Source organism: Streptomyces sp. NBC_01591, assembly GCF_035918155.1.
Lineage (GTDB): Bacteria > Actinomycetota > Actinomycetes > Streptomycetales > Streptomycetaceae > Streptomyces.
In genome coordinates this window covers 4,185,441-4,207,639 of the sequence record NZ_CP109327.1, presented here as the reverse complement: position 1 = coordinate 4,207,639, position 22,199 = coordinate 4,185,441, and the positions used below count along the sequence as shown (strand labels likewise).

Annotated in this window: 23 protein-coding genes and 2 pseudogenes; 10 read left to right on the top strand and 15 right to left on the bottom strand. The window is 69.6% G+C overall.

What is annotated here, in order from left to right:
• Nucleotides 1–120: 120 nt before the first annotated feature.
• The 5 genes from OG978_RS19510 to OG978_RS19490 all read right to left on the bottom strand — a co-directional run bounded on the left by OG978_RS19510 (nt 121) and on the right by OG978_RS19490 (nt 5,492).
• Nucleotides 121–639, bottom strand: coding sequence for a copper chaperone PCu(A)C (locus tag OG978_RS19510; RefSeq protein WP_326766457.1), 519 nt, complete (start codon nt 637–639; stop codon nt 121–123).
• Nucleotides 639–2,918: a heavy metal translocating P-type ATPase gene (locus OG978_RS19505; protein ID WP_326766456.1), complete on the bottom strand. Its 2,280-nt coding sequence runs from the start codon at nt 2,916–2,918 to the stop codon at nt 639–641. The genes OG978_RS19510 and OG978_RS19505 overlap by 1 nt, the downstream gene beginning before the upstream one ends.
• Nucleotides 2,918–3,136, bottom strand: coding sequence for a hypothetical protein (locus OG978_RS19500; RefSeq protein WP_326766455.1), 219 nt, complete (start codon nt 3,134–3,136; stop codon nt 2,918–2,920). Before OG978_RS19500 ends, OG978_RS19505 begins: the two co-directional genes overlap by 1 nt.
• 203 nt (nt 3,137–3,339) lie before the next feature.
• Nucleotides 3,340–3,999, bottom strand: coding sequence for a DUF5134 domain-containing protein (locus tag OG978_RS19495; protein WP_326766454.1), 660 nt, complete (start codon nt 3,997–3,999; stop codon nt 3,340–3,342).
• The gene (locus OG978_RS19490; protein WP_326766453.1) at nt 3,996–5,492 is read right to left on the bottom strand and encodes a PepSY-associated TM helix domain-containing protein; all 1,497 of its coding nucleotides are present in this window, start codon (nt 5,490–5,492) and stop codon (nt 3,996–3,998) included. The genes OG978_RS19495 and OG978_RS19490 overlap by 4 nt, the downstream gene beginning before the upstream one ends.
• Nucleotides 5,493–6,080: 588 nt before the next feature.
• On the opposite strand from OG978_RS19490, the gene OG978_RS19485 reads away from it, so the two are divergent.
• From OG978_RS19485 to OG978_RS19475, 3 genes are read left to right on the top strand one after another with little or no spacing between them, the layout of a single operon-like run.
• Complete coding sequence (locus OG978_RS19485) at nt 6,081–7,136, top strand: ABC transporter substrate-binding protein (protein WP_326766452.1); 1,056 nt, start codon at nt 6,081–6,083, stop codon at nt 7,134–7,136.
• 56 nt (nt 7,137–7,192) lie between these two features.
• Complete coding sequence (locus tag OG978_RS19480) at nt 7,193–8,158, top strand: FecCD family ABC transporter permease (RefSeq protein WP_326770088.1); 966 nt, start codon at nt 7,193–7,195, stop codon at nt 8,156–8,158.
• On the top strand, nt 8,155–9,042 hold the full coding sequence (locus OG978_RS19475; RefSeq protein ID WP_326766451.1) for an ABC transporter ATP-binding protein: 888 nt from the start codon (nt 8,155–8,157) through the stop codon (nt 9,040–9,042). Before OG978_RS19480 ends, OG978_RS19475 begins: the two co-directional genes overlap by 4 nt.
• 365 nt (nt 9,043–9,407) lie before the next feature.
• On the opposite strand, the gene OG978_RS19470 is transcribed toward OG978_RS19475, so the two are convergent.
• The gene (locus OG978_RS19470; RefSeq protein ID WP_326766450.1) at nt 9,408–10,682 is read right to left on the bottom strand and encodes an LPXTG cell wall anchor domain-containing protein; all 1,275 of its coding nucleotides are present in this window, start codon (nt 10,680–10,682) and stop codon (nt 9,408–9,410) included.
• A 556-nt stretch (nt 10,683–11,238) separates the two neighbouring features.
• Here OG978_RS19470 and OG978_RS19465 point away from each other — a divergent pair.
• Both OG978_RS19465 and OG978_RS19460 read left to right on the top strand, forming a co-directional pair.
• Nucleotides 11,239–11,622, top strand: coding sequence for a hypothetical protein (locus OG978_RS19465; RefSeq protein ID WP_326766449.1), 384 nt, complete (start codon nt 11,239–11,241; stop codon nt 11,620–11,622).
• A 15-nt stretch (nt 11,623–11,637) separates the two neighbouring features.
• On the top strand, nt 11,638–11,871 hold the full coding sequence (locus OG978_RS19460) for a glycosyltransferase (RefSeq protein WP_326766448.1): 234 nt from the start codon (nt 11,638–11,640) through the stop codon (nt 11,869–11,871).
• A 236-nt stretch (nt 11,872–12,107) separates the two neighbouring features.
• On the opposite strand, the gene OG978_RS19455 is transcribed toward OG978_RS19460, so the two are convergent.
• Nucleotides 12,108–12,362 (bottom strand): hypothetical protein, encoded by a 255-nt coding sequence (locus OG978_RS19455; protein ID WP_326766447.1) that lies wholly within the window; start codon nt 12,360–12,362, stop codon nt 12,108–12,110.
• 540 nt (nt 12,363–12,902) lie between these two features.
• Between OG978_RS19455 and OG978_RS19450 the strand changes: the two genes are divergently transcribed.
• Nucleotides 12,903–13,502, top strand: a complete 600-nt coding sequence (locus OG978_RS19450) for a hypothetical protein (protein ID WP_326766446.1) — start codon at nt 12,903–12,905, stop codon at nt 13,500–13,502.
• Between the two features lie 155 nt (nt 13,503–13,657).
• Here OG978_RS19450 and OG978_RS48330 read toward each other — a convergent pair.
• Both OG978_RS48330 and OG978_RS19445 read right to left on the bottom strand, forming a co-directional pair.
• A pseudogene (locus OG978_RS48330) lies at nt 13,658–14,015 on the bottom strand (IS1380 family transposase); the annotation flags it as partial.
• Between the two features lie 407 nt (nt 14,016–14,422).
• The gene (locus tag OG978_RS19445; protein WP_326766445.1) at nt 14,423–15,001 is read right to left on the bottom strand and encodes a TetR/AcrR family transcriptional regulator; all 579 of its coding nucleotides are present in this window, start codon (nt 14,999–15,001) and stop codon (nt 14,423–14,425) included.
• Between the two features lie 165 nt (nt 15,002–15,166).
• Here OG978_RS19445 and OG978_RS19440 point away from each other — a divergent pair, with 165 nt between their 5' ends.
• Both OG978_RS19440 and OG978_RS19435 read left to right on the top strand, forming a co-directional pair.
• Nucleotides 15,167–16,654 (top strand): MFS transporter, encoded by a 1,488-nt coding sequence (locus OG978_RS19440; RefSeq protein WP_326766444.1) that lies wholly within the window; start codon nt 15,167–15,169, stop codon nt 16,652–16,654.
• Between the two features lie 82 nt (nt 16,655–16,736).
• Nucleotides 16,737–16,940 (top strand): annotated as a pseudogene (locus OG978_RS19435) (NAD(P)H-binding protein); the annotation flags it as partial.
• Nucleotides 16,941–17,454: 514 nt separating this feature from the next.
• Here OG978_RS19435 and OG978_RS19430 read toward each other — a convergent pair.
• Both OG978_RS19430 and OG978_RS19425 read right to left on the bottom strand, forming a co-directional pair.
• Nucleotides 17,455–18,126: a nucleotidyl transferase AbiEii/AbiGii toxin family protein gene (locus OG978_RS19430; RefSeq protein ID WP_326766443.1), complete on the bottom strand. Its 672-nt coding sequence runs from the start codon at nt 18,124–18,126 to the stop codon at nt 17,455–17,457.
• Entirely contained in the window at nt 18,123–18,470 is a 348-nt protein-coding gene (locus OG978_RS19425) for a transcriptional regulator (RefSeq protein WP_266690031.1), read from the bottom strand. The genes OG978_RS19430 and OG978_RS19425 overlap by 4 nt, the downstream gene beginning before the upstream one ends.
• A 480-nt stretch (nt 18,471–18,950) precedes the next feature.
• Here OG978_RS19425 and OG978_RS19420 point away from each other — a divergent pair, with 480 nt between their 5' ends.
• Both OG978_RS19420 and OG978_RS19415 read left to right on the top strand, forming a co-directional pair.
• Complete coding sequence (locus OG978_RS19420) at nt 18,951–20,081, top strand: site-2 protease family protein (RefSeq protein ID WP_326770087.1); 1,131 nt, start codon at nt 18,951–18,953, stop codon at nt 20,079–20,081.
• A gap of 134 nt (nt 20,082–20,215) precedes the next feature.
• Nucleotides 20,216–20,398: a hypothetical protein gene (locus OG978_RS19415; protein ID WP_326766442.1), complete on the top strand. Its 183-nt coding sequence runs from the start codon at nt 20,216–20,218 to the stop codon at nt 20,396–20,398.
• Between the two features lie 260 nt (nt 20,399–20,658).
• On the opposite strand, the gene OG978_RS19410 is transcribed toward OG978_RS19415, so the two are convergent.
• From OG978_RS19410 to OG978_RS19395, 4 genes are all read right to left on the bottom strand, one after another.
• Nucleotides 20,659–20,928 (bottom strand): hypothetical protein, encoded by a 270-nt coding sequence (locus OG978_RS19410; RefSeq protein ID WP_266914929.1) that lies wholly within the window; start codon nt 20,926–20,928, stop codon nt 20,659–20,661.
• A 38-nt stretch (nt 20,929–20,966) separates the two neighbouring features.
• Nucleotides 20,967–21,233 carry a hypothetical protein gene (locus OG978_RS19405; protein WP_326766441.1) on the bottom strand — a complete coding sequence of 89 codons (267 nt, stop codon included), beginning with the start codon at nt 21,231–21,233 and terminating at the stop codon, nt 20,967–20,969.
• A 101-nt stretch (nt 21,234–21,334) separates the two neighbouring features.
• Nucleotides 21,335–21,550, bottom strand: a complete 216-nt coding sequence (locus OG978_RS19400) for a hypothetical protein (protein ID WP_326766440.1) — start codon at nt 21,548–21,550, stop codon at nt 21,335–21,337.
• A 4-nt stretch (nt 21,551–21,554) separates the two neighbouring features.
• Complete coding sequence (locus OG978_RS19395; RefSeq protein ID WP_326766439.1) at nt 21,555–22,130, bottom strand: DUF5994 family protein; 576 nt, start codon at nt 22,128–22,130, stop codon at nt 21,555–21,557.
• Between the last annotated feature and the right edge of the window lie 69 nt (nt 22,131–22,199).

The following is a 22,199-nucleotide window of genomic DNA, read 5'->3' as shown; positions in this document are numbered from 1 at the left end:
ATCGCGGGGGGCCGGGCGACATGGCAGGGCGTCCGGCTTGCCGTCAATGCCGGAAACGCGCCTGCTGGAGCGGAGTTCCGGCATATGCGGCGGGAACAGGAGGCGGTGCGGGGCATGGCGCTACGGGCGAAGAGGGCGGTCCGGCTCCGTACCCGGCCGGACCACCACCGCCCGGACCTTCAACGGCTTCCCGTGCGCGAAGCGCAGCGTGAAGGAGACCTCTTCGCCGGGCCGCCACGTCCCCTTCGGCCGTACGGTCACGTCGATCCCGTGCGGGGTCATCGTGAGCCCGTCCTCGGCCGGGACGGTGGCGGAGTCCACCGGCTGCCGGTAGGCGGCGCGGGAGGACGTCATGCGGTGTTTGCTCAGCGCGGGAGGCGCGGCCGTGTCGGGCGAGGTGACCTTCACGAGCCGGTCGGCGGAGCCGCCGTCGTTGGTGAGGGTGAAGAAGGCGGCGGTCTCAGGCGTCGAGCCGAGCGGCTGGTAGACGTACGCCTTCGTGACGGCCACGTGTGGCGGGCTCCCGGCACGTCCGCTCGCCGTCCAGGCGCCGAGACCGGAGAGGGCGAGGGCGCAGGCGAGGACGGGAACGCCGACGGCGGCGAGCGGGGCGCGCAGGCGCGCGGAGGGAACGGGCATCAGAAGGCCGCCCTCGGGGAGGGGCGTCGGCGCCGCGCGACGGCGGCGGGCTGCCAGCGGCGCAGGCGGAGGCTGCCGAGGACGACGAGGACCGAGCTGAGGGACATCGCGGCGGCGGCGAGCATCGGGTTGAGCAGGCCCACCATGGCGAGCGGGATGGTGACGACGTTGTAGCCGAAGGCCCACAGCAGGTTGCCGCGGATGGTGGCGAGGGTGCGGCGGGCGAGGCGCACGGCGTCGGCGAGGGCTTCGATGTCGTCGCGGACGAGGGTGACATCGGCGGCGCCGATGGCGACATCGGTGCCGGTGCCCATTGCGATGCCGAGGTCGGCCCCGGCGAGTGCCGCCGCGTCGTTGACGCCGTCCCCGACGACCGCGACCCGCTTCCCCTCCGCGCGCAGCGCGCGGACGAGTTCCGCTTTGCGCTCGGGGGTGCAGCGGGAGTACGTCTCGTCGATGCCGAGCGCGGCGGCGACGGCCCGCGCGGGCTCCTCCTGGTCCCCGGTGGCGAGGACGGGGTGCACGCCGAGGCGGCGGAGCCGGTCCACGGCGTGGTAGCTGCCGGGGCGTACGACGTCGCCGAGCGCGAGGACGGCCTCGGGCCGCCCGTCGACACGTACCAGGACGGGGGTGTGGGCGGCTTCCAGTGCGGTGGCGAGGGCCGCGCCCAGCTCCTCGGGCAGCTCGCCCCCGGGGGCGCCGACTTCGACGAGCCGTCCGTCCACGTGTCCGCGCACGCCGTTGCCGGGCGTCGCGGTGAAACCGCTGAGTGCGTCGGGCCGGACTGCGCCCCCGGCGAGGGAGCGCTCGGCGTGGAGGACGAGGGCCCGGCCGAGCGGGTGCTCGGAGCCGGTCTCGACGGTCGCCGCGAGCCGCAGCACCTCCTGCGCGCCGGGGCCTTCCGCGCGCGCGGTGAGGGCGGTGACGGTGAGGTGGCCGGAGGTGAGGGTGCCGGTCTTGTCGAGGACGACGGTGTCGATCTGCCGGAGGGCTTCGAGGGCTTGCGGTCCCTTGACGAGGACGCCGAGCTGGGCGCCTCGGCCAGTGGCCGCCATGAGGGCGGTGGGGGTCGCGAGCCCGAGTGCGCAGGGGCAGGCGACGACGAGGACGGCGACGCATGCCGTGAAGGCGGGCTGCGGGTCCGCGCCCGCGCCGAGCCAGAAGCCGAGCACGGTGACGGCGAGGGTGAGGACGACCGGTACGAAGACCCCGGCCACAGTGTCGGCGAGCCGCTGGGCGCGGGCTTTCCCGGCCTGGGCCTCGGTGACGAGGGCCGTGATGCGGGAGAGTTGGGTGTCGGCGCCGACGGCCGTGGCGCGTACGAGCAGGAGCCCGCCCGCGTTGACCGAGCCGCCCGTGACGGCGGAGCCGGCCGCGACCTCCACGGGCTGCGTCTCGCCGGTCACGAGGGACAGATCCACGGCGGACGTGCCCTCCACGACCTCACCGTCCGTCGCGACACGCTCCCCGGGCCGTACGAGGAAGACCTGGCCCACCGCGAGGCGCGCGGCCGGGATGGTGCGCTCCACGGCCCCGTCCCGTACCGTCACCTCCTTCACGCCGAGCTCGGTGAGCGCGCGCAGGGCGGCCGAGGTGCCGCGCCGGGCGCGGGCCTCCAGGTGGCGGCCGAGGAGGACGAAGAGCGGGACGCCGACCGCCGCTTCGAGATAGACGTGCGCCATCCCGTCCGAGGCGGTGGGCAGCAGCGTGAAGGGCATCCGCATGCCGGGGGCGCCGGCACCGCCGAGGAAGAGCGTGTACGAGGACCAGCCGAAGGAGGCGAGGATGCCGAGCGAGACGAGCGTGTCCATCGTCGCCGCGCCGTGCCGCAGCCCGCGCCAGGCCCGCTCGTGGAAGGGCCACGCGCTCCAGAAGGCGACGGGCGCGGCGAGCACGAAGCACAGCCACTGCCAGTTGCGGAACTGGAGCGAGGGCACCATCGACAGGACGAGGACGGGGACGGCGAGCAGCGCGGTCACCAGCAGCCGCTGCGGGACACCGGGGCCGGTCGCCTCGTCGTCCCGGTCCTTCCCGGACGCGGGCGGCTCGAGGAGGCGGGCGGTGTACCCGCCCTTCTCGACGGCGGCGACGAGCGCGTCCGTACCGAGATCCGCCGGGTGCTCGACGCGGGCCGTACCGGTCGCGAGATTGACGGTGGCGCGCACGCCCTCCAGGGCGCCGAGCTTCTTCTCGACCCTGCGCACGCAGGCCGCGCACGTCATGCCGCCGACGACCAGATCGGTCGTGGCGAGGGCGCGCGGAGCGGTCTCCCGGCCCATCAGTGGCCCGTCCCGCTCATGCCGCCCATGTCGTGCGAGCCCGGGGCGTCATCCTGGTGCGAGACCCCGCGCATGTCGGGGGCGACCGGCCCGACGAGGTGCCCCACCCCGTACGAGACGGCGAAGAGCGCGACGAGCAGAAGCAGGAAACCCCCGAGCGGCGCGTACGGCACGGGGGTGGAACGCCGTCCGGCGGAAGGCGTCACCGAGTGGTCCATGAGGGAGGCTCCGGCGAGAGTGCGGGTCGTACGGTCCAGAGGTCGGCCGGACCGGGCCGCGAGTTCCTCCGCAGTCGAGTGATGTGCATCACATAACGGACACCTGTCACGCGCGTCCCAGGAGCATCACGGTCCGGGACGCGCGCCCGGCGCCCGGGGCCGCACGAGCCGAGGCCCGTTCAGCCGGCGTCGATTCCCGCGGATCACACCATCACGACGAACATCACCGCCATGCCCAGCGCCATCAGCCCGTGACAGCCCAAGTCCCACGCGGCGTGCACCGCGCCGCCCGAGGCCGCGCCGCTCGCCGTGCGGGGCGCGAGGCGGCCCGTGTCGAAGCCCTTCGCGAGCCACCACAGTGCGAGCGCCAGCAGGACGAGGGCGAGCAGTCCCGCGCTCCAGCGGTCGCCGGTGTCGCTGAGGGTCATCGTTGCGGTCGCGCCCGGGGCCGACATGTCCATCCCGGGCATGTCGTGCGCGTGGCCCCCGCCTGTCGCGTCCATGGACATGGCCGAGGACATCGCGGCGACCATCCACGCCATCGCTCCGGTCATCGCGGCGTGCGGCAGTGCGTTCACGAGGGTGCGCGCCCGCGGTTCGGTTCTGCTCGGCAGAGCGAGGGCGATCAGCACGAACCAGGCCGCGGCGGCGGAGAAGAAGACCACCTGCGGCGTGCCGGGCAGGTCCATGCCCCAGGACCAGGACATCGCCGACATGGCGAGGGCCATGACCGCGTGCAGAGCGTGGGCGAGCCGCGCGGTCCATGGGTGGGAGCGGGCCGCGAGGGCGCGCCACAGGCCGTAGGCGGCGAGCGCGCAGAAGAGCAGCGTCAGAATCCAGCGCAGCCCGGTGGCGGCGATCATCGGGCCATCTCCTTCGGTGTCTCGGCGCGCGCTTCCGTGCGCTCGCGCTCGCGTCGGCGTGCCTGCGCGACCGCCAGGTCTCCGAGCAGGAAGCAGACCAGGGGCAGCCCGAACAACGGCAGGTAGTAGGCGAGGACGGCGGCCGCGACGACGAGCGGCGCCATGACCCTGCCCGGCACCCGGCGCCAGGCTCCCCGCGCCGGCGGACGGCCGAACCGCGTCCCGCTCGCCCGGGTGGGCCTGCGTAGCCACCACATGCGGTAGCCCCAGAAGAGCATCCCGATGAGCGCGACGGCGATGAGCGCGAGGACGATCTGGTTGGCGAGACCGAAGAGCAGGCCCATGTGGGCGTCGATGCCCCAGCGGGTGAGCTTGGCGAGGACGGGGAAGTCGTCGAAGACCAACTTGTCCGTGACTTTGCCGGTGGTCGGGTCGATCGCGATCGAGTCCTGCTGCTCCGGCCAGTGCCGCGTGTTCTCGCGGACGACGTACGCGCTCCTGGTGTCCGCGGGCGGGCTGATGACGAGCTTGCCGAGCAGCCCCTCGGAGCGGGCGATGCGGACGGCTTCGTCGAGATCGACCCTCGCGGTGGCGGCATCCGCGGAGGAGTCACCCGAGTCCGCCCCCGTCGAGCCGCCGTGCGTGCCGTGACCGAGGGTCGAGGAGACGGAGGGCGTCGCCCCGCCCAGCGAGTCCTGGATCTTGCCGATGTTCGCGCCCGCGTGCGCCGACCAGGTCAGCCCGGTTGCCGAGAGCGCGAGGAAGCCGATCGACACCCACAGCCCGACCGCCCCGTGCCAGGACAGCGTGCGCCTACGTCCCTTCGGGCCCCGGCGCGGCACGAACAGCTTGCGCAGCCGCTCCCGGCTGCGCGGCGCCCCGAGCCACAGCACGAGCCCGCCGAGCACCTCGACCCACAGCCAGCTCGCGGCGATCTCGCTGTAGTTGCGGCCGAAGTCGCCGAGGTTCAGGGTGCGGTGCAGACCGTCGAACCAGGACCGCACGGGCAGCCACTCGCCGAAGGTGCGCAGCGTGCCGCGCACCTCTGCGTCGTACGGATCGACGAAGGCGGTCTGTGCGTAGCCTTCGGGCAATCCCTTGACGTCGAAGGTGACCCGGGTCGTGTCGCTGTCCCCCGCACCCTTCGTGACGGAGACGAGCTGCCCGTCGGGTATCGCCTCGCGGGCGGCGTCCACCTGAGCGGTGAGCGGCTTCGGTTCGCCGTGCGGGGTGACCTTCAGCTCGTGGCGGTAGACGACGGACTCGATCTGTGGGGTGGCCGTGTAGAGCAGTCCGGTAACGGCCGCGACGAGGAGGAACGGGCCGATGAGGATGCCCGCGTAGAAATGCAGGCGGAGCAGGAGGGGGCGCAGCCCGCTCCAGGTGCCGCCGCCGTTGCTCGGCGCGGACGTGGTGAAGTCCTCGACCGGGGCGGTCTCCTCGGCCGAGCGTTGCCGGGGCGGTGGTGACGCGGCAGGCGTGGTCTCGGTCATCGATTCTTCCTCGTGCGTGGACCGGTGGGACGGTGACGTACAGGAGTCGGTGCGAGAGGTGCGAGAGTTCCCGCACGCAGGGCGTGATGCAGGTCACAGGGTGGTGTGCGGTGCCGCCGCGCGCCCGGACGGACCTGTGGCAGAAGTTGTCCGAGAGGCGAAGTGCGCTGAGTGGCGAGGGAGTTGGCTCAAGGAGTCGGTTCGAGGCGGCCGCTGGTTCCCGGTACTGGCTGGGGCGATCCTCACGGGCGAACCTGGCCCGGCACCTCCTGTCCGACCAGCGGGTACGTGCCAGATCGACGCCGCCGGGCCACGGGGAATGTGCCTTCCCGAGCGTGGTCCGGTCCCTCGCCCGTCGGTCGCGGGCTGTCGCCATGCCCGCCCCCGGTACGGACCGGAGGCCCGCCGGGCCGGGCGCCGTCCCCGGTCCGGTCGCTCCGTGCGTACGGCCTTCCCCGCGCCCACCGCGCCGGGCAATCGCCTACATCACGTACATCACACCCCCGACCGCCGGGAACTTCCCCGCCCCTGCCCCCGACTCCTGCAACAGCGCCTTGACGCGCCCACTTGATCACCGAGGAGAACCCCATGCCGACACCCAGGCCGGCAGCCGTCGCCCTCGCCACCCTCCTGTGTCTCGCCGCGGCCGGCTGTTCCGAATCGGACTCCGGCTCCGGCGCGGACGGCAAGAAGACGGGCGCCGCCCAGAAGGCGTCCCCCGCCGCGCGGGGCGAGTACCCCGTCACTCTCAAGAACTGCGGGCTGAACCAGAAGTTCGACAAGGCCCCCAGCCGGGTCGTCGTGATGAACGGGGCCTCGGTCGCCGAGGTGTCCACGCTGCTCGCCCTCGGCCAGGGGGACCGGATCGTCTCCAACCAGCAGTCCTACGGCATGTCCGAAGTCCCCGGGCGCGCCGAGGAGATAAAGAAGCTGCCCACGGGCGGGGTGAAGCCGAACGACGCCTTCGACATCCCGCGCGAGGCCATGATCGGTCTGCGTCCCGACTTCGTGCTCTCCACCATGTCCTACGGTTTCGATGCGAAGAACGGCTTCGCCACCCGCGAGCAGCTCAAGGAGGTCGGGGCGCGCACCTACGTCTCGCCCGAGGGCTGCGGCCAGGACAACCTGAACATGACGATCGACGACAGCTACACACTGCTGCGGGACATGGGCAAGGCCTTCGGCGTCGAGGACAGGGCCGAGAAGCTCGTCGCCACCGAACGGCAGAACATCGCCGACGTGGCGGAGAGGGTCGGCGACGCGAAGAAGCCGAAGGTCATGGTCATCTTCTCCAACATGACGATGGGCGGCAACGACTTCAGTTCCGTCGCCGCCCACGGCATCTACAACGACATCCTCGCCAAGGCCGGCGGCAGCAACGCCTTCGCGAGCGCGTCGAAGACCTCCTTCGCCGACCTCAGCAAGGAGAAGGTCGCCGCCACCGACGTGGACGCCCTCGTGGTCGTCAGCTACAACGACCCGGACCCGACGGCATACGCGAAGAAGCTGCTCAAGGAGTTCCCCCAGTGGCCCGCAGCCAAGAAGAACAAGTTCGTGGTGCTGTCCGACTCGATGTACCTCGGCCCCAGCAACGACATGGCGGTCGAGAAGATCGCCAGGATGCTGCACCCCGAAGTCTTCTGAGCCGTCTTCCGTTGTGGACCTGCGTCCTCGTGCTCACCGCCGCGCTGCTGGTCTCGATGGTCCTCGCCGTCGGCATCGGCACGGTCAACGTGCCGGTCGGTGACGTGTGGACGGTCCTCGTCCACCACGTCACCGGCCGGGGGCCCGTGGACGACGTCGCCCTCGACCAGATCGTCTGGCAGTTCCGCACCCCGCGTGTCGTCCTCGCGGCGGTCGTGGGGGCGGGACTCGCCGTCTCCGGCGCCGTCCTCCAGACCCTTGTCTCCAACCCGCTCGCCGATCCCACGGTCCTCGGTTTCTCGCACGGAGCTTCGCTGGGCGCGGTCCTCGTGATCACGCTCGGCGGGGCGGGGCTCGGCGGACTCGGCGTCTCCGGAGCGGCGTTCGTGGGGGCACTCCTGGCAGGGATGCTGGTCTTCGCGCTCGGACAACGCAGGGGACGGCTCGCGCCCACGCGGCTCGTGCTCGCCGGGGTCGCGGTCGGCTACGTGCTGCTGTCGGCGACGAGCTTCGTGCAACTGCGGGCCACACCGAACGAGCTGCGCGGCGTCATGTTCTGGATGCTGGGCAGCGTCGCCGGCGCCCGCTGGAGTCAACTGCCCACCGTCACCGCCGTGGTGGCGCTCGCGGCGACGCTGCTCGCCCTCTTCGGGCGGCGCTTGAACGCACTGCTCGCCGGGGACGAGTCGGCGACATCGCTCGGCGTGGACGTGCACCGCACCCGCGCGGTGCTGCTCGTGTTGAGCGCACTCCTGACCGGGACCGTCATCGCCGTCGCGGGCGGCATCGGCTTCGTCGGCCTGATGATCCCGCACCTGGTACGGCTCGCCCTCGGCGCCGACCACCGCAGGCTGCTCCCGCTGAGCGCACTCCTCGGGGCCGTCTACCTCGTACTGGTCGACCTGCTCTCCCGTACCGTCAACCGGCCCAACGAGCTGCCGTTGGGCATCCTCACCGCACTGCTCGGCGCACCGTTCTTCCTCTGGCTGCTGCGCCGCAACAAGGGGCTCGACGCCGCATGAGACTCACTGTGGACGGCCTCCACGTCACCCTCGACGACACCCCGGTCCTGCACGACGTCGGACTTGACGTGTTGCCAGGCCAGATCGTGGGCCTCGTCGGCCCCAACGGGAGCGGCAAGTCCACCCTGCTGCGTGCCGTCTACCGTTCGCTGCGGCCCGTCGCCGGGGGCGTCGAGGTGGGCGGGCGGGATGTGTGGCGGCTCTCCTCGCGGGCCGCAGCCCGGCACGCCGCCGCTGTCCTCCAGGACGGTGCGGGCGCGGGCGGCCTCACCGTCGCCGAGACGGTGGCGCTCGGCCGCACCCCGCACCACGGGGTGCTGGGACGCGACGGCGAGAGCGACCGGCGCGTCGTCGCCGGGGCGATGGAGAGCTGCGGCATCGCGTCGCTCGCCGACCGGGACTTCTCTGCCCTCTCCGGCGGCGAGCGCCAGCGCGTCCTGCTCGCCCGGGCCCTCGCCCAGGCTCCGGAACTCCTCGTCCTGGACGAACTGACCAACCACCTCGACATCCGGGCCCGGTTCGAACTCCTCGGCCTGATCCGGAACACCGGCGTCACGACCCTCGCCGTGCTGCACGACCTCGACCTGGCCGCCCGGCTCTGCGACGGCCTCGTTGTCCTCCACCACGGCTGTGTCATCGCCGCGGGCCCGGTCCTCGACGTCCTCACTCCGGACCTCTTTCACGAGGTCTTCGGGGTCCGCGCCCGCGCCGAACGACACCCGGACGGTGTCATCCGGGTCACGTACGAGGCGGACCCGCTCGCGGCGACTCGATCCGGGGCGACGCCCAAGGACACGATGGTGCGCGCCGCCCGAGAAAGTGAACACGAGCAGCAGGAGAAAGGGGCAGGGGCAGGTGGTGCAGAGGCGGTGCGTGACACCTAGAAACGTCTGGACAACCAAAAGAGCCCAGGTCGCCGGCCTGGACTCTCTTGCAAGAGCGGGTGACGAGAATCGAACTCGCGCTCCGAGCTTGGGAAGCACCTGGTGTTCGGAATTCTGTATCCGTTCCGAACTGCGAAAACACAACCGTGTGGGGGGGAATCCTCGGTCCCTCATTGGGTGTTGCTGCTCACCGCTCCGACTGGCACGTAGTGGTACGGCCGGTCATGGATTCAGGACTGGGCGTCTTGGAGGTCCTGGGAGGGTGTGGACTCCGTCGGCGGTGCGACTGCTGCGGGTGACGGCGAGAAAAGGGGTGGTGACCGGCGCGTGGGGCGGGGTGCCCGGTCGGCATCCCGCCTCATGCGTCAGGCGTGTGAGCCGGCCTTGCGACGGCGTACGAGGAACACCGCGCCCCCGCCGATCGCTACGGCTGCGCCGCTCGCGAGCGCAAGCTGCGACATCGCGGAGGACGAGCCCGTGGCAGCGAGGCTGCCGCTCACCCGACGGGCCGGCGCACCGCTCTGCGCCTTGAGGTCCGAGGTGTTCGGCTCGGTCGTGCTGGGCTTGGCGTCGTCGACCTTGCCGGGCTTGCTGCCCGCGGCGGCGATCAGGAACTCATAGCCTTCGAGGTCCGGGTTCCCGCCGCAGGTGCCGTCGTCGTTGAAGTAGTCACCGGCGACGAAGGTGACGCCGTTGCCTGCGGGGGCCGAGGCGTCGATCGTGAGGCGCATCTTGATGTCGGCGTGGGTGCCGGCCTTCAGCGGGCTGATGGCGTCCATGTAGTGCTTGTTGTCGACGGTCTTCCACTTCGAGGACGAGGCGGAGGACCACTGCAGGTGCACCAGGTCGTCAATGGTCTTGAGCCCGCTCCGGTCGGTCGCGTGGACGTAGGCGAACGGGAGCACCTCGTCCATCGTCTTGTCGGTGCCGTTGGTCACCCGGAGATTGAAGACGACCTTCGTGCCGGCGACGACGGTGGACGGCAGACCCGTGACGACCGTGGTGAGGTCGGCCTCGGGGACGCAGTCCTCACCGTCGTCGCCGCCCTCCTCCTTCGCCTTGGCCAGCGCCTCGTCGGCGGCGGTCTTGTCAGCGAGCGCCGCCTTGGTGGCCTTCTGCGCCTGGTCCAGCTTCCGGGCCGCGGCGACCCGTTCGTCGTCCCGCGCGTCCAAGGCTTCCACGGCCTCGACGTCGGCGGTGGTCTTGGCCGCGGCGGCGGTCTCGGCGTCGGCCTTCGCTTCGGTGAGCTTGGTCGCGGCAGCGGTCTTCTCCTCCTCGGTGGCCGTCTCCGCGAGGGCGTCGACTGCGGCCTGGGCGTCGAGGACCGCCTGGTCGGCGACCGTCTTCGCGGTGGCGGCCTCCACCGCCACGGCCTTGGCGGCCTTGGCGGCCATGGCCAGAGGACTGGTGTCGGACAGGGCTGCTTCCAAAGCCGCCTTGGCGGCACTCTCGGCCTCTACGGCGTCGTCGTACGCTGCCGTCGCGGCGGCAGCGGCCTTTTCCAGCTCCGCGATGGACGGCTTGTCCTGCGTCTGCGCTGTCGGCTTGTCGTCGGCGAACGCGGGGGTGACCGACAGCAGGAGGGCAGGCATGGTCACTGCGGCGGCAACAGCTGTGGCAAGAATCGGGCGAATCTTCACAAGAGCCCTTCGGTGTCCGAAAAAGAGAAGAAGGGGTCGCAGCGGAATGGGACACGCGGATGCGACTTGAGGTGATCGTATGGCCAGGGCAAGGGGGGATCATCACGAGTTCTTCACCTGTTTCGGCCACTACCACAGCACCGTGACCGACAGAAAAGGCAAAAGGGTGCAGTTGTATTCACTGCCTGCACTTTCACTGTGATCAATGCCACGGGGCCCTGGACGCGGTGTTCTGTGCGTCCCCGGCGCAGCTACGGCAGCACCTGGCGCGCGGCGGCAGGGGAGGGAGCCGAGGCTCACCCGCCGTACCCACAACGCTCCCGGCCCTGTGACGGTGAGGCGGTCGAGGACATACAAAACGTTCAGGGGGCCTTGAGTACGCCGACGATCACGGCGATTCGTGCCGGGTCGATGACCCCTGGTACGAACACCCTGCCGCAGTCCGCTCGTTGGCAGGCCGCTGCCGGGGTCTGCGGAAGGCCGCGGTTGACCGCTGCCAACCGCCCTGACCGGCACGTAGTGGCACGCGCCGGTCGGGGCTCGTACCCTGCGTTTCGTGCGTGGCGAACTCTCGCAGGAAGGCTCGGCCCACCTCGTCGCGCAGGCCCGGCCGACCGCGCTCGTCGCCGGCCTGCTGCACTCCGTCTCCGCCACCGGACTGGGGGTCCTCGCCGGCCGCCCCCACTACGGGCTCGCCGTGTCGGAGTTCGTCCGAGCACGCGCACCCCGCACCGCCGGAACCCGCCTTGCCGTGATGTACCCACCCTTCGCTTCGCCCGGACCGGGTACGGACGCGGTCCGCACCGGCTCCGTACTGATGATCAAGCCGATCCCGGCGAAGGGGTCGGAGCTACTGCACCAGCTCGTCCGGCTCATGCCGGAACAGAACTTCACCCTGGTCGAAGGCTGGTGGGACACCGCTGCCGGCTTCGCCGCCTAGCCGAACGTGACGTACGTGCCCCGCGTGTACGACATGGAGCCCCTGTACCGCAGCCACCGGCTGCTGCTGGCCCCGTCCGCTGTGGAAGACGCCTTCCCCCGCGTGATCACCGAGGCCGCGCTGCACGGCGTCGCGACCATCGGAACCGATCGGGGTGGAATCCCCGAGGCCATCGGCGACGCGGGCTCATGGGCGCGCGTGATCCGGAACGCTGACCACGAGGCGCTGGGCATGAGGCGCTGGGCATGAGGGCTCTGGGCCGGGCGTACTTGTGGCCGTGCAGTCCGGCTCCTTTGAGGAGCTGCGCGGCTGCCTTCGCCGCCTGCTCGGTGACCGGTTCCACCTTGATCCGCGACAGCGTCCAGTTGAGGCGCGGATTGCGAGAGCGGCTGACCTCCACGATGGTGTTCGCCCCGATGACAAGGTCGGCACCCATATTGTGGAACACCTTCAAACATTGCGAGGAACTTGCGGTCCTGTGCGACTCAGGCCGAAAGTCCTTCCGCGTCCTTGGAGGAGGCAGCGGCACCGGAGATCTTCGACTGGGCCTCCGTCAGTTCCTCGTCACTGAATCCCCCGTGCTCTTCTTCATGGCGTCGCAGGTCGCCGCCCAGCAACTGGTGCCGGATCTGGCGTGCCACTGCTTCCGCCACGTAGCCGGAAATGTTGTCCGTGAGCTTGTGGAGCTCCGCCACCTGGTCGCTGGGCAGGGTGACGGTGATGCGGGTCGTTGAGGACATGCGGCAAGCATGCTGGAGTATGCGCCTCTCGTTGCCGCCCTCTGAAAGAGGAGAGGCGAAACGCGCGAGCCGGACGGAGATGCGGTGCGCACGGTTTTGTTCTGCGGGGGGCACCGGTGCTATTCCTTCGACTCCGCCTGGGCTGTGGGTGAAGAGACGGCGGCCCCGCGAAGGCGGCCGTAGGGGCGAGGCGTGAAGTGCCTGATCGGAGAGGTGACCGCCGTGGTTCGCTCGATCGGGTCGCCGGGTCGCCGGTCGCCATTCGACCAAGGCCGCTCCCATTTCACTTGGCGGCCGACTTAGTTCGAAAACCCGGACGAATCGGTGAGTCACCTCTTGGATGGATCTCACCGTATTTCTCTGCGGGGCTGTGTTTCGTCGGTGATTCGAGAGGATTTGTCTGCTGTTCTGTCGGAAGAAATTACTCGGCGGGTTGACTGTACTATCGTGAGCGCGAAGGTGTGCGTAAAGGGACTGGCTGTTCGCTTTCGTGGTACAGTTCTAATGAATTTATAGGACGCCGCGAAAAAGGGGAATGGCGTGAATACCGAGAAGGTTACGGCTCGACGTCTTACGGCCGGAGAGGTCTCAGAATTGGACCTCCAGGACGACGTCTTCGTCTCGGCGGGGATGGATGGCCTTCCTCTCGACTGCTACGCCCCGGCTTTCCTCACGAAGCCGGGTAAGAATTTCGAGGGAGGGTCCTTCACTGCGAGGACGATCTTCGGTGAGGAAATTCATGTTCTCCCGGACAATGCCGAAGAGCGCGGGATCTGGATTGCCGACAAGGCAGGGGAAGAAATCGAGGTTCTCCAGAGTGCCGGTGTCCTCCTGAACCTCGCCCTCTTCGTGCCCGACGGGAACAAGGAATCTCTGGATTCGCTCTACTCCGCCGCACGGGACGCGTTCGGCGCGGGGATCGTTCAGCGCTGGAGCGAGGAAACCGTCGCGGTGCCGGACGTCAAGGTCGATCTGTACGAGGAGCCGGCCCGGGGGCGGAAGAACACGAACAGCCAAAATCGCGACCGCCGTGCCCTGGACATCTACCCGACCCGAGTGCGGTTCCTGGAGCCCAGCGATGGCTGGAGGTTCATTGTCGAACCGCACAAGGAGATCGTCGATGACACACCGACGATCTGACCCGATGGCAGGTTAGCCTCGATTTTCGCGGGAGCCCGTCAGCTTGCTGACGGGCTCTTCTTCGTTTGTTGGGGCGTGTAGGCAGGCCGCTGACCCGATTGTCGCGTTGGGCGGGCGCCGGGGTTCAGGCTCGTCGGGCTAGATGGATCTGCTGATCAACCGGGGTTCGGGAGGGCGTCGAGTCGCTTGATCGTGCTGGTGATGACATCGGTCCAGTCCAGTGGCGGGTGAATCGCAGGCGTCGTCGGCGGGCGGTGGTCATCAGCTGGGTGGCGGCTGAGAAGAGGCGGAGTCGCACACGGCGGGATTCCCGGAGCCGGGCCGGCCAGGCGGGCGAGCTGGACGATCTCCAGCCAGACCTGGTTCTGGGCCGTGCCGTGCGTGGGCCGGTGGCGCGCGCATTGCTGATGCGGTCCGCGGCGCGGCACGGCCCTGTCGGTGTCGCAGTGCCGACTGCGCGATCGGAGTGTCCTTGGTGTTGGTGGCGAAGCGGGTGAGCCGCAGGCCGCCAGCCTGTCGGCCAAGCGGCGTCATGTATGCCATTGATACAGGTCGGATGGGTCCCTATGGCATGCGAATGGCACGCGCCATGAAAGCGGTCTAGATAACAAACAAGGCCCAGGTCATCGACCTGGGCCTTCATCATGGAGCGGGTGACGAGAATCGAACTCGCGCTCTGAGCTTGGGAATCACTCGGCGCTCAGGCGCAAATATGCCACCTGACCTGTGGGAACAGGCTGATGCCGCCCGGGTCCGAATGTCGTATCGGCACCCATTCTGACCGCTCTTTACCGCCGCTACTGGCACGTTATGGCACGGCCGCAGCCGATGCGGCCCGCAGATCGCCGCCTGGCGGGTGACGTAGAAACCAGGCTCCGTACCGGCTGCGTCCGCTTCGGGCGTGTTGGGTGCTGGGCACCTCATGTCCCCGGATGGTTCAGGGTGCGCACGAACTGCTCTGCGAGCTGCTCGGTGTCGATGTTGTCCGCGCTGCGCCCGGACAGGATGTGGAAGAAGGGCGGGCCGATCAAGAGTGCGGTCGCCTGTTCGAGCGAGAGGGTGGTGCCGCTCGACTTCCGTGCCGCCTCTACGACCTCTGCCGCGCTTTCCCCGAGGATGTCGCGGGAGGCGAGCAGCGCGGCGACGTCTGCGTCGTGCTGGGCTTCCCCCATGAGGGCGCGGTAGGCCGCGCCTGCGTGGGAGCGGGACAAGAAGGTGACGAGCGCGTCGAGATATGCCTTGAGGTCCTTGCGGGGGTCGTCGCTGCCGGACACGGACAGTTCGTGCCGGGCGTCGATAGCGCTGGCCTCATAGAGGACTTCCGCCTTGTTCGACCACCAGCGGTACACGGTCTGACGGCCCACGCCCGCCCGCTCGGCGATGCCCTTCATGGTCAGGGCCGCGTACCCGACTTCGACCAGAAGGTCGTCGACGGCGTGCAGCACGGCGACGCGTGCGCTTTCGCTGCGGGGCCGTCCGCGGCCACTTCCATCCACCATGCCGCCACTCTATACGAGGCACGGTGTCTCGCATGTGTTACTTTTACGGTGCACGGTGACTCGTAAATGAGTGTCCGGCCTTCGCTCGCCCGGTCCCGGGAAGGGCCTGCCGGGCGGTGTCCGGCCGTGCTCCGTCTACTGCAATCCCAGAAGGAATCGAGAGCAATGGCTCCCATACCGGAGGGCGCTCTGCGCCCGGCGCGGCGGTCCGGCCCGGTGCTCGCCTGCGTGAGCGTGTGCACTGCCCTGGTCGTCGGATTCGTTGCGGCGATCAACCTGGCAGTGCCGCAGCTGGCCGCGAGTTCACTGAAACCGACCTCGTCGAACCTGCTGTGGATCGTCGACGCCTATGTCGTGATCTTCGCCTGCCTGGTCATCCCTGCCGGTGCGGCCGGCGACAAGCTCGGCCGCAAGGGCGTCCTCATGGCGGGGCTCGGAATATTCGCGTTCGGCGCCGTTGTGTCGGCCATGGCGCCGAACGTGGCGATCATGCTGATCGGGCGCGCCATTGCGGGCCTCGGCGCCGCGTGCGTCCTGCCCAACTGCGTCGGCGTCCTCCTGCACGCCACCGCCCCCGAGCGGCGCCCTCACGCGCTGGCCGTCTGGGCGGCGGCCACCGGTATCGGCGGCGTCGTCGGCAACGTCGGAGGCGGCGCGGTGCTGAGCGCGGGCTCCTGGCGCGCGTTGTTCGAGGCGGTCGCCCTCATCGCGGCCTGCTGCTTGGCGTGGGTGGCACGGTCCGCGCCGCGCAGCGCTCGGCTCGAGCGCACCCTCGACCTGCCCGGCACGCTGTTGTTCGTGGCGGCCTTCGTGGCACTGCTGATCGGAATCATCGAAGGGCCCGAACTGGGCTGGGGCAGCACGGTCGTCCTCATCGCCTTCGCCTGCAGCATTCTGCTGAGCCTGTGTTGGGTGCGTGTCGAGCTGCGCGCCCCCCATCCCATGCTCGACCCACGGCTGTTTCGCAGCGTGGCGCTCAGCAGCGCCGGCCTCGGCATGACCATCACATTCTTCGGAAGCTTCGGGCTCTTCTACGTCAACGCCTCACTCCTGCAATACGGGCGCGGCTTCTCCGTCCTGCAGGCAGGGCTCGGGGTCATCCCGCTGACCGTCCCGCTCCTGGTGGGCACCCGCTACGTTCCCGGGCTCATCCGCCGCATCGGCATCCCCGCGACACTCTCCGCGGCCTTCGCGCTCACCAGCGCCGGCCTGCTCGGCCTCTCGTATGCCTCGACCATGGCCTACCCCGTGTACGCGGCCGGTCTGTTCGTCATCGGGCTCGGCATCATGCTGGCCGCGCCCTGTCTGACCGCTCAGATCGCTTCTGCCCTGCCCGTGGAGAGGGCGGGCATCACCGGAGGTCTGCAGTCCGCGACCCGCGAACTGGGCAGCGCTCTGGGTGTGGCTGTCGTCGGCACCATCCTCACAGCCGGGTTCACACACCACCTGCCTGCCGACCTGAGCCGGCACACGCCGCTCCCGCGTACGGTGCGGGAAGCGCTCACGCTGGCCCCGGCCGACCACACCGCCGTCACCGAAGCGTTCACCCACGGCGCCAACACCGCGCTGCGCGCCTCGGCCCTCGTCGTGCTCCTGGCCGGAGCCCTGGTCGTCGCCGGCGCCCGCCGCGCCCACCGGACCGCCCCGCGGTAGCAGAGGGGCCTCACGCCACCTGACTCGGCGCTGGCCTCGTGATCAGGGCACGCTCACCACCAGCGCGAAGGAGGACAAGCTCATGCGTGCATTTGTCGCTGGAGCGACCGGTCGGATCGGATCCGCCGTTGTCGACGAACTCATCTCGGCGGGCCACCGGGCCACCGGCCTGGCCCGATCCGACCAGGCCGAGCAGGCTCTCGCGGCCAAGGGCGCCGGCGTCGTCCGCGGTGACCTGGACGATCCCGCCTCGCTGCGGCGAGGCGCCGCCCAGGCGGACGCGGTCCCGCAGCCTCGGCCTGCCGGTCGACTTCGTCGCCCCACAGGACGCCGGAGCCCATTTCGGCTTGGTCGGCAGCTTCTTCGCCTCCGCCATGACTGCGTCCAGCAACGTGACTAGGCAGCTTCTCTCCTGGGAGCCCACCGGGCCGTCCTTGCTCGCGGACATTGATGCAGGTGCTCCCACCTATAGCACCGCCCGAAGGAGCCAGCACCGTGCCCACGCATCCCTGCACCCTCGCAGAACCACGTGTCGGCGGCGCCCTGACCCGCATGTTCGAAGCCGCCGCCCGTGACGATGGGACCGCGGCTCGTCTGTGGAGCATCCAGCCACGGCGCTTGCTCAGTGGGCAGGTTGCTGACCTGCTTGTTTGGTGCTCAGAAGTGGGGATGGTGTGGGTTCTGGTGGCCGTGCTTGACCGCTGTTGTCCGCTCCGAAGGGCACGGATGGGGCACGGCGGCCGAGGGGCGGGCAACTGCCGCGAAGTATTCCTGTCGAGTGGTCGGTATCCGTGAGGGCGTCAGTCCTCGTGCGGAGTCTCCAGCTCCTGGAGCCGTTCCCCGATGTCGTCGGCCCATGTCTGTGCCCACTGCCGCAGCCCGGTGATCGCTTGCTCGTCGAGTCCGTAGGCGGCGAATTCCGTGTCGTCGATCCAGTCGGCTCCGCCCAGCCGAGCTTGAAGCTCGCTGAGGTCGAAGGAGTCGCGGGCATGGCGCCGGCCGAGCTCTTCGAGTTCGACGGGGTTCCAGCGGTCCGTGGCGGCCTGTACATCGATCAGATCCCTGGCGAGTCCACGGTCGGCCAAGGCGCGGACCTTGGTGCCGACGACATCTTCGAGGGACAGCACCAAGCCGTGCTCGGTGTGTACGGGTGGTCGCCAGAGTGCTTCCTTGAGGATGTCGACCTCGCACTCTTCACGGCTGGCAGGATCGGTGACGATCAGACGTGCGGACAGCGGGTCTGTTTCCAGGGCTCTTACGCGCCATCCGCGCTGCTCCAGTCCGGTACGTACGACGGTAGCGATGTCCTCCATACGATCTGGGTTCTCGGTTGCGACATCGAGGTCCTGGCTGAGCCGGTCGACCAAGCCGTGTGCCTGGACCGCATAGCCGCCGGTGAGCGCGAGGGGGTAAGTGCCGCCCACAGCGAGCACGTCTGCAAGCAAGCGGCGGTGCAGGTCCGTGAGATTCACGCAGCGGCCTGAGTGCTGTGAGCCAGCTCGCCGAAGGCGCTCTCCCAGACCTCACGGACATCACGGCTGACCAGTGTGCGCAGTGCGGGCCACAGGCCGACGAGAAGGTCCCGGTTGAGGTATTGGACCAGGTCGTCGTGCTGGCCCTCGGCCAGGACGATGCGGTAGTAGCTCATCCGCAGCCGAGGACGGTCGAGGTCGAACGTGGTCAGCCCCGACCATGCAAGGTGGAGCGGCAGACTCACTGCGCCGTGTTCGGGGCCGGCAAGCTCGGAGAGCGCTGCGGGTAGGCGCCGGGCGAACTTCGCACGACGGAGATCGGAAAGACCGGGCTGTGATGCCATACGTCGATTATCCAGGAAGAGCCGACAGCGAGCTGCTTGATCCGTATACAACACTCCTGCGAGCAGGAGACGGGCCCCACCGGCGCCACCCCGCCCGGGGCGAAGCTGCCAACAGAAAAGCACCGGGCCGTTGGCCTGGAGCTCTTTCATGGAGCGGGTGACGAGAATCGAACTCGCGCTCTGAGCTTGGGAATCAACCAGCACGTGATCGCCAGACATGTTCCTGAGCAGCGGAAACGCTGCACAGGTGTGTTGCTGGCCGACGGCCGGACGGTGCCCTGTGGTGACCGCTTTTTCCCCTACGTGGGCGGGCGGGCTCTTCGGGTAGTTCGCCGGTCAGCAAGCTCGTCCCGGGCCCTGGGTGACTGCGGGAGATTCCGAGAGCGACAATTGTGGGTAGGCGCCGTGCTGGTCGGTCCATGGAGTCGGGTCGCAAAGTCCTGTCCGGTGGACCGGGTGCCGAGCCGGCGGGAGACGACGATGAACGGCTCGGTCCGTGTCGGACAAGTTGTCGGGGTACCACTGCGGATGCACTGGAGCGTGCCGCTGCTGGTGGTCCTGTTCGCGTACGGTCTTGGCCGCCAGACCCTCCCCGCATGGACTCCAGGGCGCTCGGATGCGGTGTACACCTTCGCCAGTGCCGTGGGGGCCGTGCTGCTCATGGGCAGCCTCCTGCTCCACGAGACGGCACACGCTGCGATTGCCCGCAGGAAGAAGATCGCGGTACAGGATGTGACGCTGTGGGCGCTGGGCGGGGTGACCCGGATGGGGCGACCGCCGACGGCCGCGGTGGCTTTCGCAGTGGCGATCAGCGGGCCGCTCACCAGCCTGGCCATCGGAAGCGCCGCGCTCGGAGCGGGAATCGGGCTGCACGCGATGTCCGGCTGGGCGGTGCCCGCCGCCGTTCTCGTGTGGCTCGGCTGGGCGAACCTGTTCCTGGGCGCATTCAACCTCCTTCCCGCTGCGCCGCTCGACGGCGGAAGGGTGGTGCAGGCGCTGTTGTGGTGGCGTACCGGAGACCGGGAACGTGCGGATCGGGCGGCCTCCCGAAGCGGTCAGGTCGTGGGCGGGCTGCTGATGGCCTTCGGCTGGATCTCCTTCCTGCGCGGGGCGCCGGGCGGGCTGTGGCTCGTCTTCGTCGGTCTCTTCATCACGGTCGTCGCCGGCGCCGAACGGCAGCGCGCCGTGATCCACACAGCACTGCGGGGCATCAAGGTCGCCGATGCCATGTCCAGCCCGGTGACCACCGGCGCCGACTGGCTGACCATCCGGCATTTCATCGACGAGGTGGCAGTGAGCTCCCGCCATTCCGCCGTGCCGCTGCTCGATTTCGAAGGCCGTCCCAGCGGGATCGTTCAGATACGCAAGCTTGCCCGGATACCGGGAGCGCGCCGGGAGGCGTTGCGCGTGCACGAGGTGGCGATCCCGCTGTCACAGTGCGCGGTTGCCGCCCCGAGTGATCTTCTGAGTGAGGCTCTCGACAAGCTCCGCCCGGGTACTGGCATGCGCATTCTCGTCGTGGACGGGCACCATCTGGTGGGGATCGTCACCGCGAAGGACATTTCACGGCTGACCCAGCAGCACGCGCTGGGGGGCCGAGGGACAGACTGAGCCCTGCGCGACCTCGTAGCGGAAGCCCGCTCCGATTGTCAGGGCCGTCCGTGCCGGAAGTGCACGAACCAGTTCTGGGCTGCAGTCCGGCAGGGCAACACCATCTGAACGGAACACTCTGCGCCGCTGCCGACGTGCACGTCTACGCGTACGGGACCGCCGCACAGGACGCGGCCGGCGGGGTCCGCATCGATGTGGGCCAGGTCGGCCGGCCTCCGGGAGAGGGGCGTCCGAACCGTGCCCACCTCCTGGCCCCGGGGCTCCTGGACGCCTTCGCCCCGGAGGACCGATCCGCCGGCTGTGAGGCGGCGACATGACGTCGGGCGCGTGGGCCTTATGGCGGCCGTCGTCGCAACGGCCCCAGCGCATTCACTCCGCCGGGGCCGCCCCTTCCGGATCGTCACACGTGAGAGTGCTCGATCCAGATTCAATTGTACGACTGCGGGCCGGATAGGCCGGGAGGGGAGAGCGGGCCATCGGGCAACCCCGTCCCCCTCGTTCCTGTGCGCAAATGGGGCCGTGCAGGCCGTGCGTGCCGGGCCGAGCGGTGGACGGGCCGGCCCTCGGACAGTCCGGCTCAGTCGCGTTCTTCTTCGGCCTCCATGCGGCGGATTCCCTGGTGGGTCAGGGAGACCATCGCGGGTGTGTTGCCCGGTTCCCAGTCGACAGTGATCAGGCCCTCGCCGGCGAGGTAGGTGCAGGCGGCGGCCAGGTCTTCCTCCGGGATGCGCAGGTCGTTCCGCAGCTTCCGCCCAAGAACTCCGAGGAGACGGTTGCCTTCGGTGGCTTCGTAGAGGGCGGTCAGGACGCGCTCGCGGTAGACCTGCCGCTCGCGGAGGGTCGCCATGATCGAGTCCTTTCGTGCACGTGAAGGTCCGATGCTCCTCAGACTTCGTCGCCCTGGGCGCTGGTGTGCGCGGACGGTCTGCTGGTGGTGAGCCAGGAGCGGGCGGGGCCTGCGGCGGATTCGGTGTCCACGGTGAGGTGGAGCCGGGTGCCGCCTTCGGGGGCGGGGTAGCTGCGCTGTTCCGTTCCGGCGAAGCAGCGGCGGATTACTTCGGCGACCGCGCGGGCGGCTTCGGGAGTTGCGGCGACGATCCGGATCTCGGCGTGTCCTGCCTGCGGCAGGGCCTCGTTCTCGACGGCGTACAAGACGGTGTGCTCCCTTCGGGGCGAAGTGAGAGGCCGACGGGTGGGTGTCCCGGGTGCCGGGTGCCCCACCCGCGGCCTTCGGTCGGGGGAGTGGTCTGAGGTCAGAGCCAGATGCCCGTGAGCCTGCGGCTGGAGGCTTGCCCTGTCGAGCTGTGGTGGCCGTGGTCGTGGCCGGGTGGCCGGCTGATGGCCGGGAAGGGATCGCTGAAGTGGTAGACCGCGATGCGTGCGTCGTGCTGTTCGTTGAGCCGGTGGATCAGGCGCATGCCGAGCGCGATCAGGAGGGCGCCTGCCGCGAGCGTGATCAGGGTCTCCATGTCGTCATCTCCGCGTGTTCCCCGGCAGGGGCTGCTCCGCGCCGGGACACCTGTGACGGAGGGGCGGCAGGGCGGACCCGCCATCGGTCTCCCAGACTTCCTGGCTGCTTCGGGCGTCCCGCATACGGCGGCCGGTCGCGGCTTCTTCGGACATCAACACACCGGCGGTGAGGACGCTGCCGGGGACGGCAGCGGCGGTCATCAGCCGGGCGGCTGCGGCGGGCTCGGTCTCGGGCGGGATCACCAGCAGGTCGCAGCGGCCTGCGGTGCGGGAGAGCAGGATCACCTTGTCGGGATCCTGTTCGGTGAACCAGCCCACGTGCACGATGTGCCCGGTGACAGGAACCTTGTGCGGGACGACGGGCCAGCGGGTGGGATTCACCATGGCACGCGTGATGCGTCCCCAGCGCCCATCCAGCGCTTCGACCAGGGACGGAAGCTCGGTGAACAGGTCCTGCGAGTAGGGCCACCAGGCACCGTCCAACTGGCCGGCGAGGGTGGTCTTCGGCGTGAGGGAAATGCGCGTCGGGAGCGCGGGAGCTAGCGCCCGTGCCACTCCGCGTTCGACGGTCGTGGTCATGATGCGGACCCGTCTCCGGGCCGTCCTGCAGGGCGGCCCAGTGTCTTGATCGCCGGAAACGACGTCCGC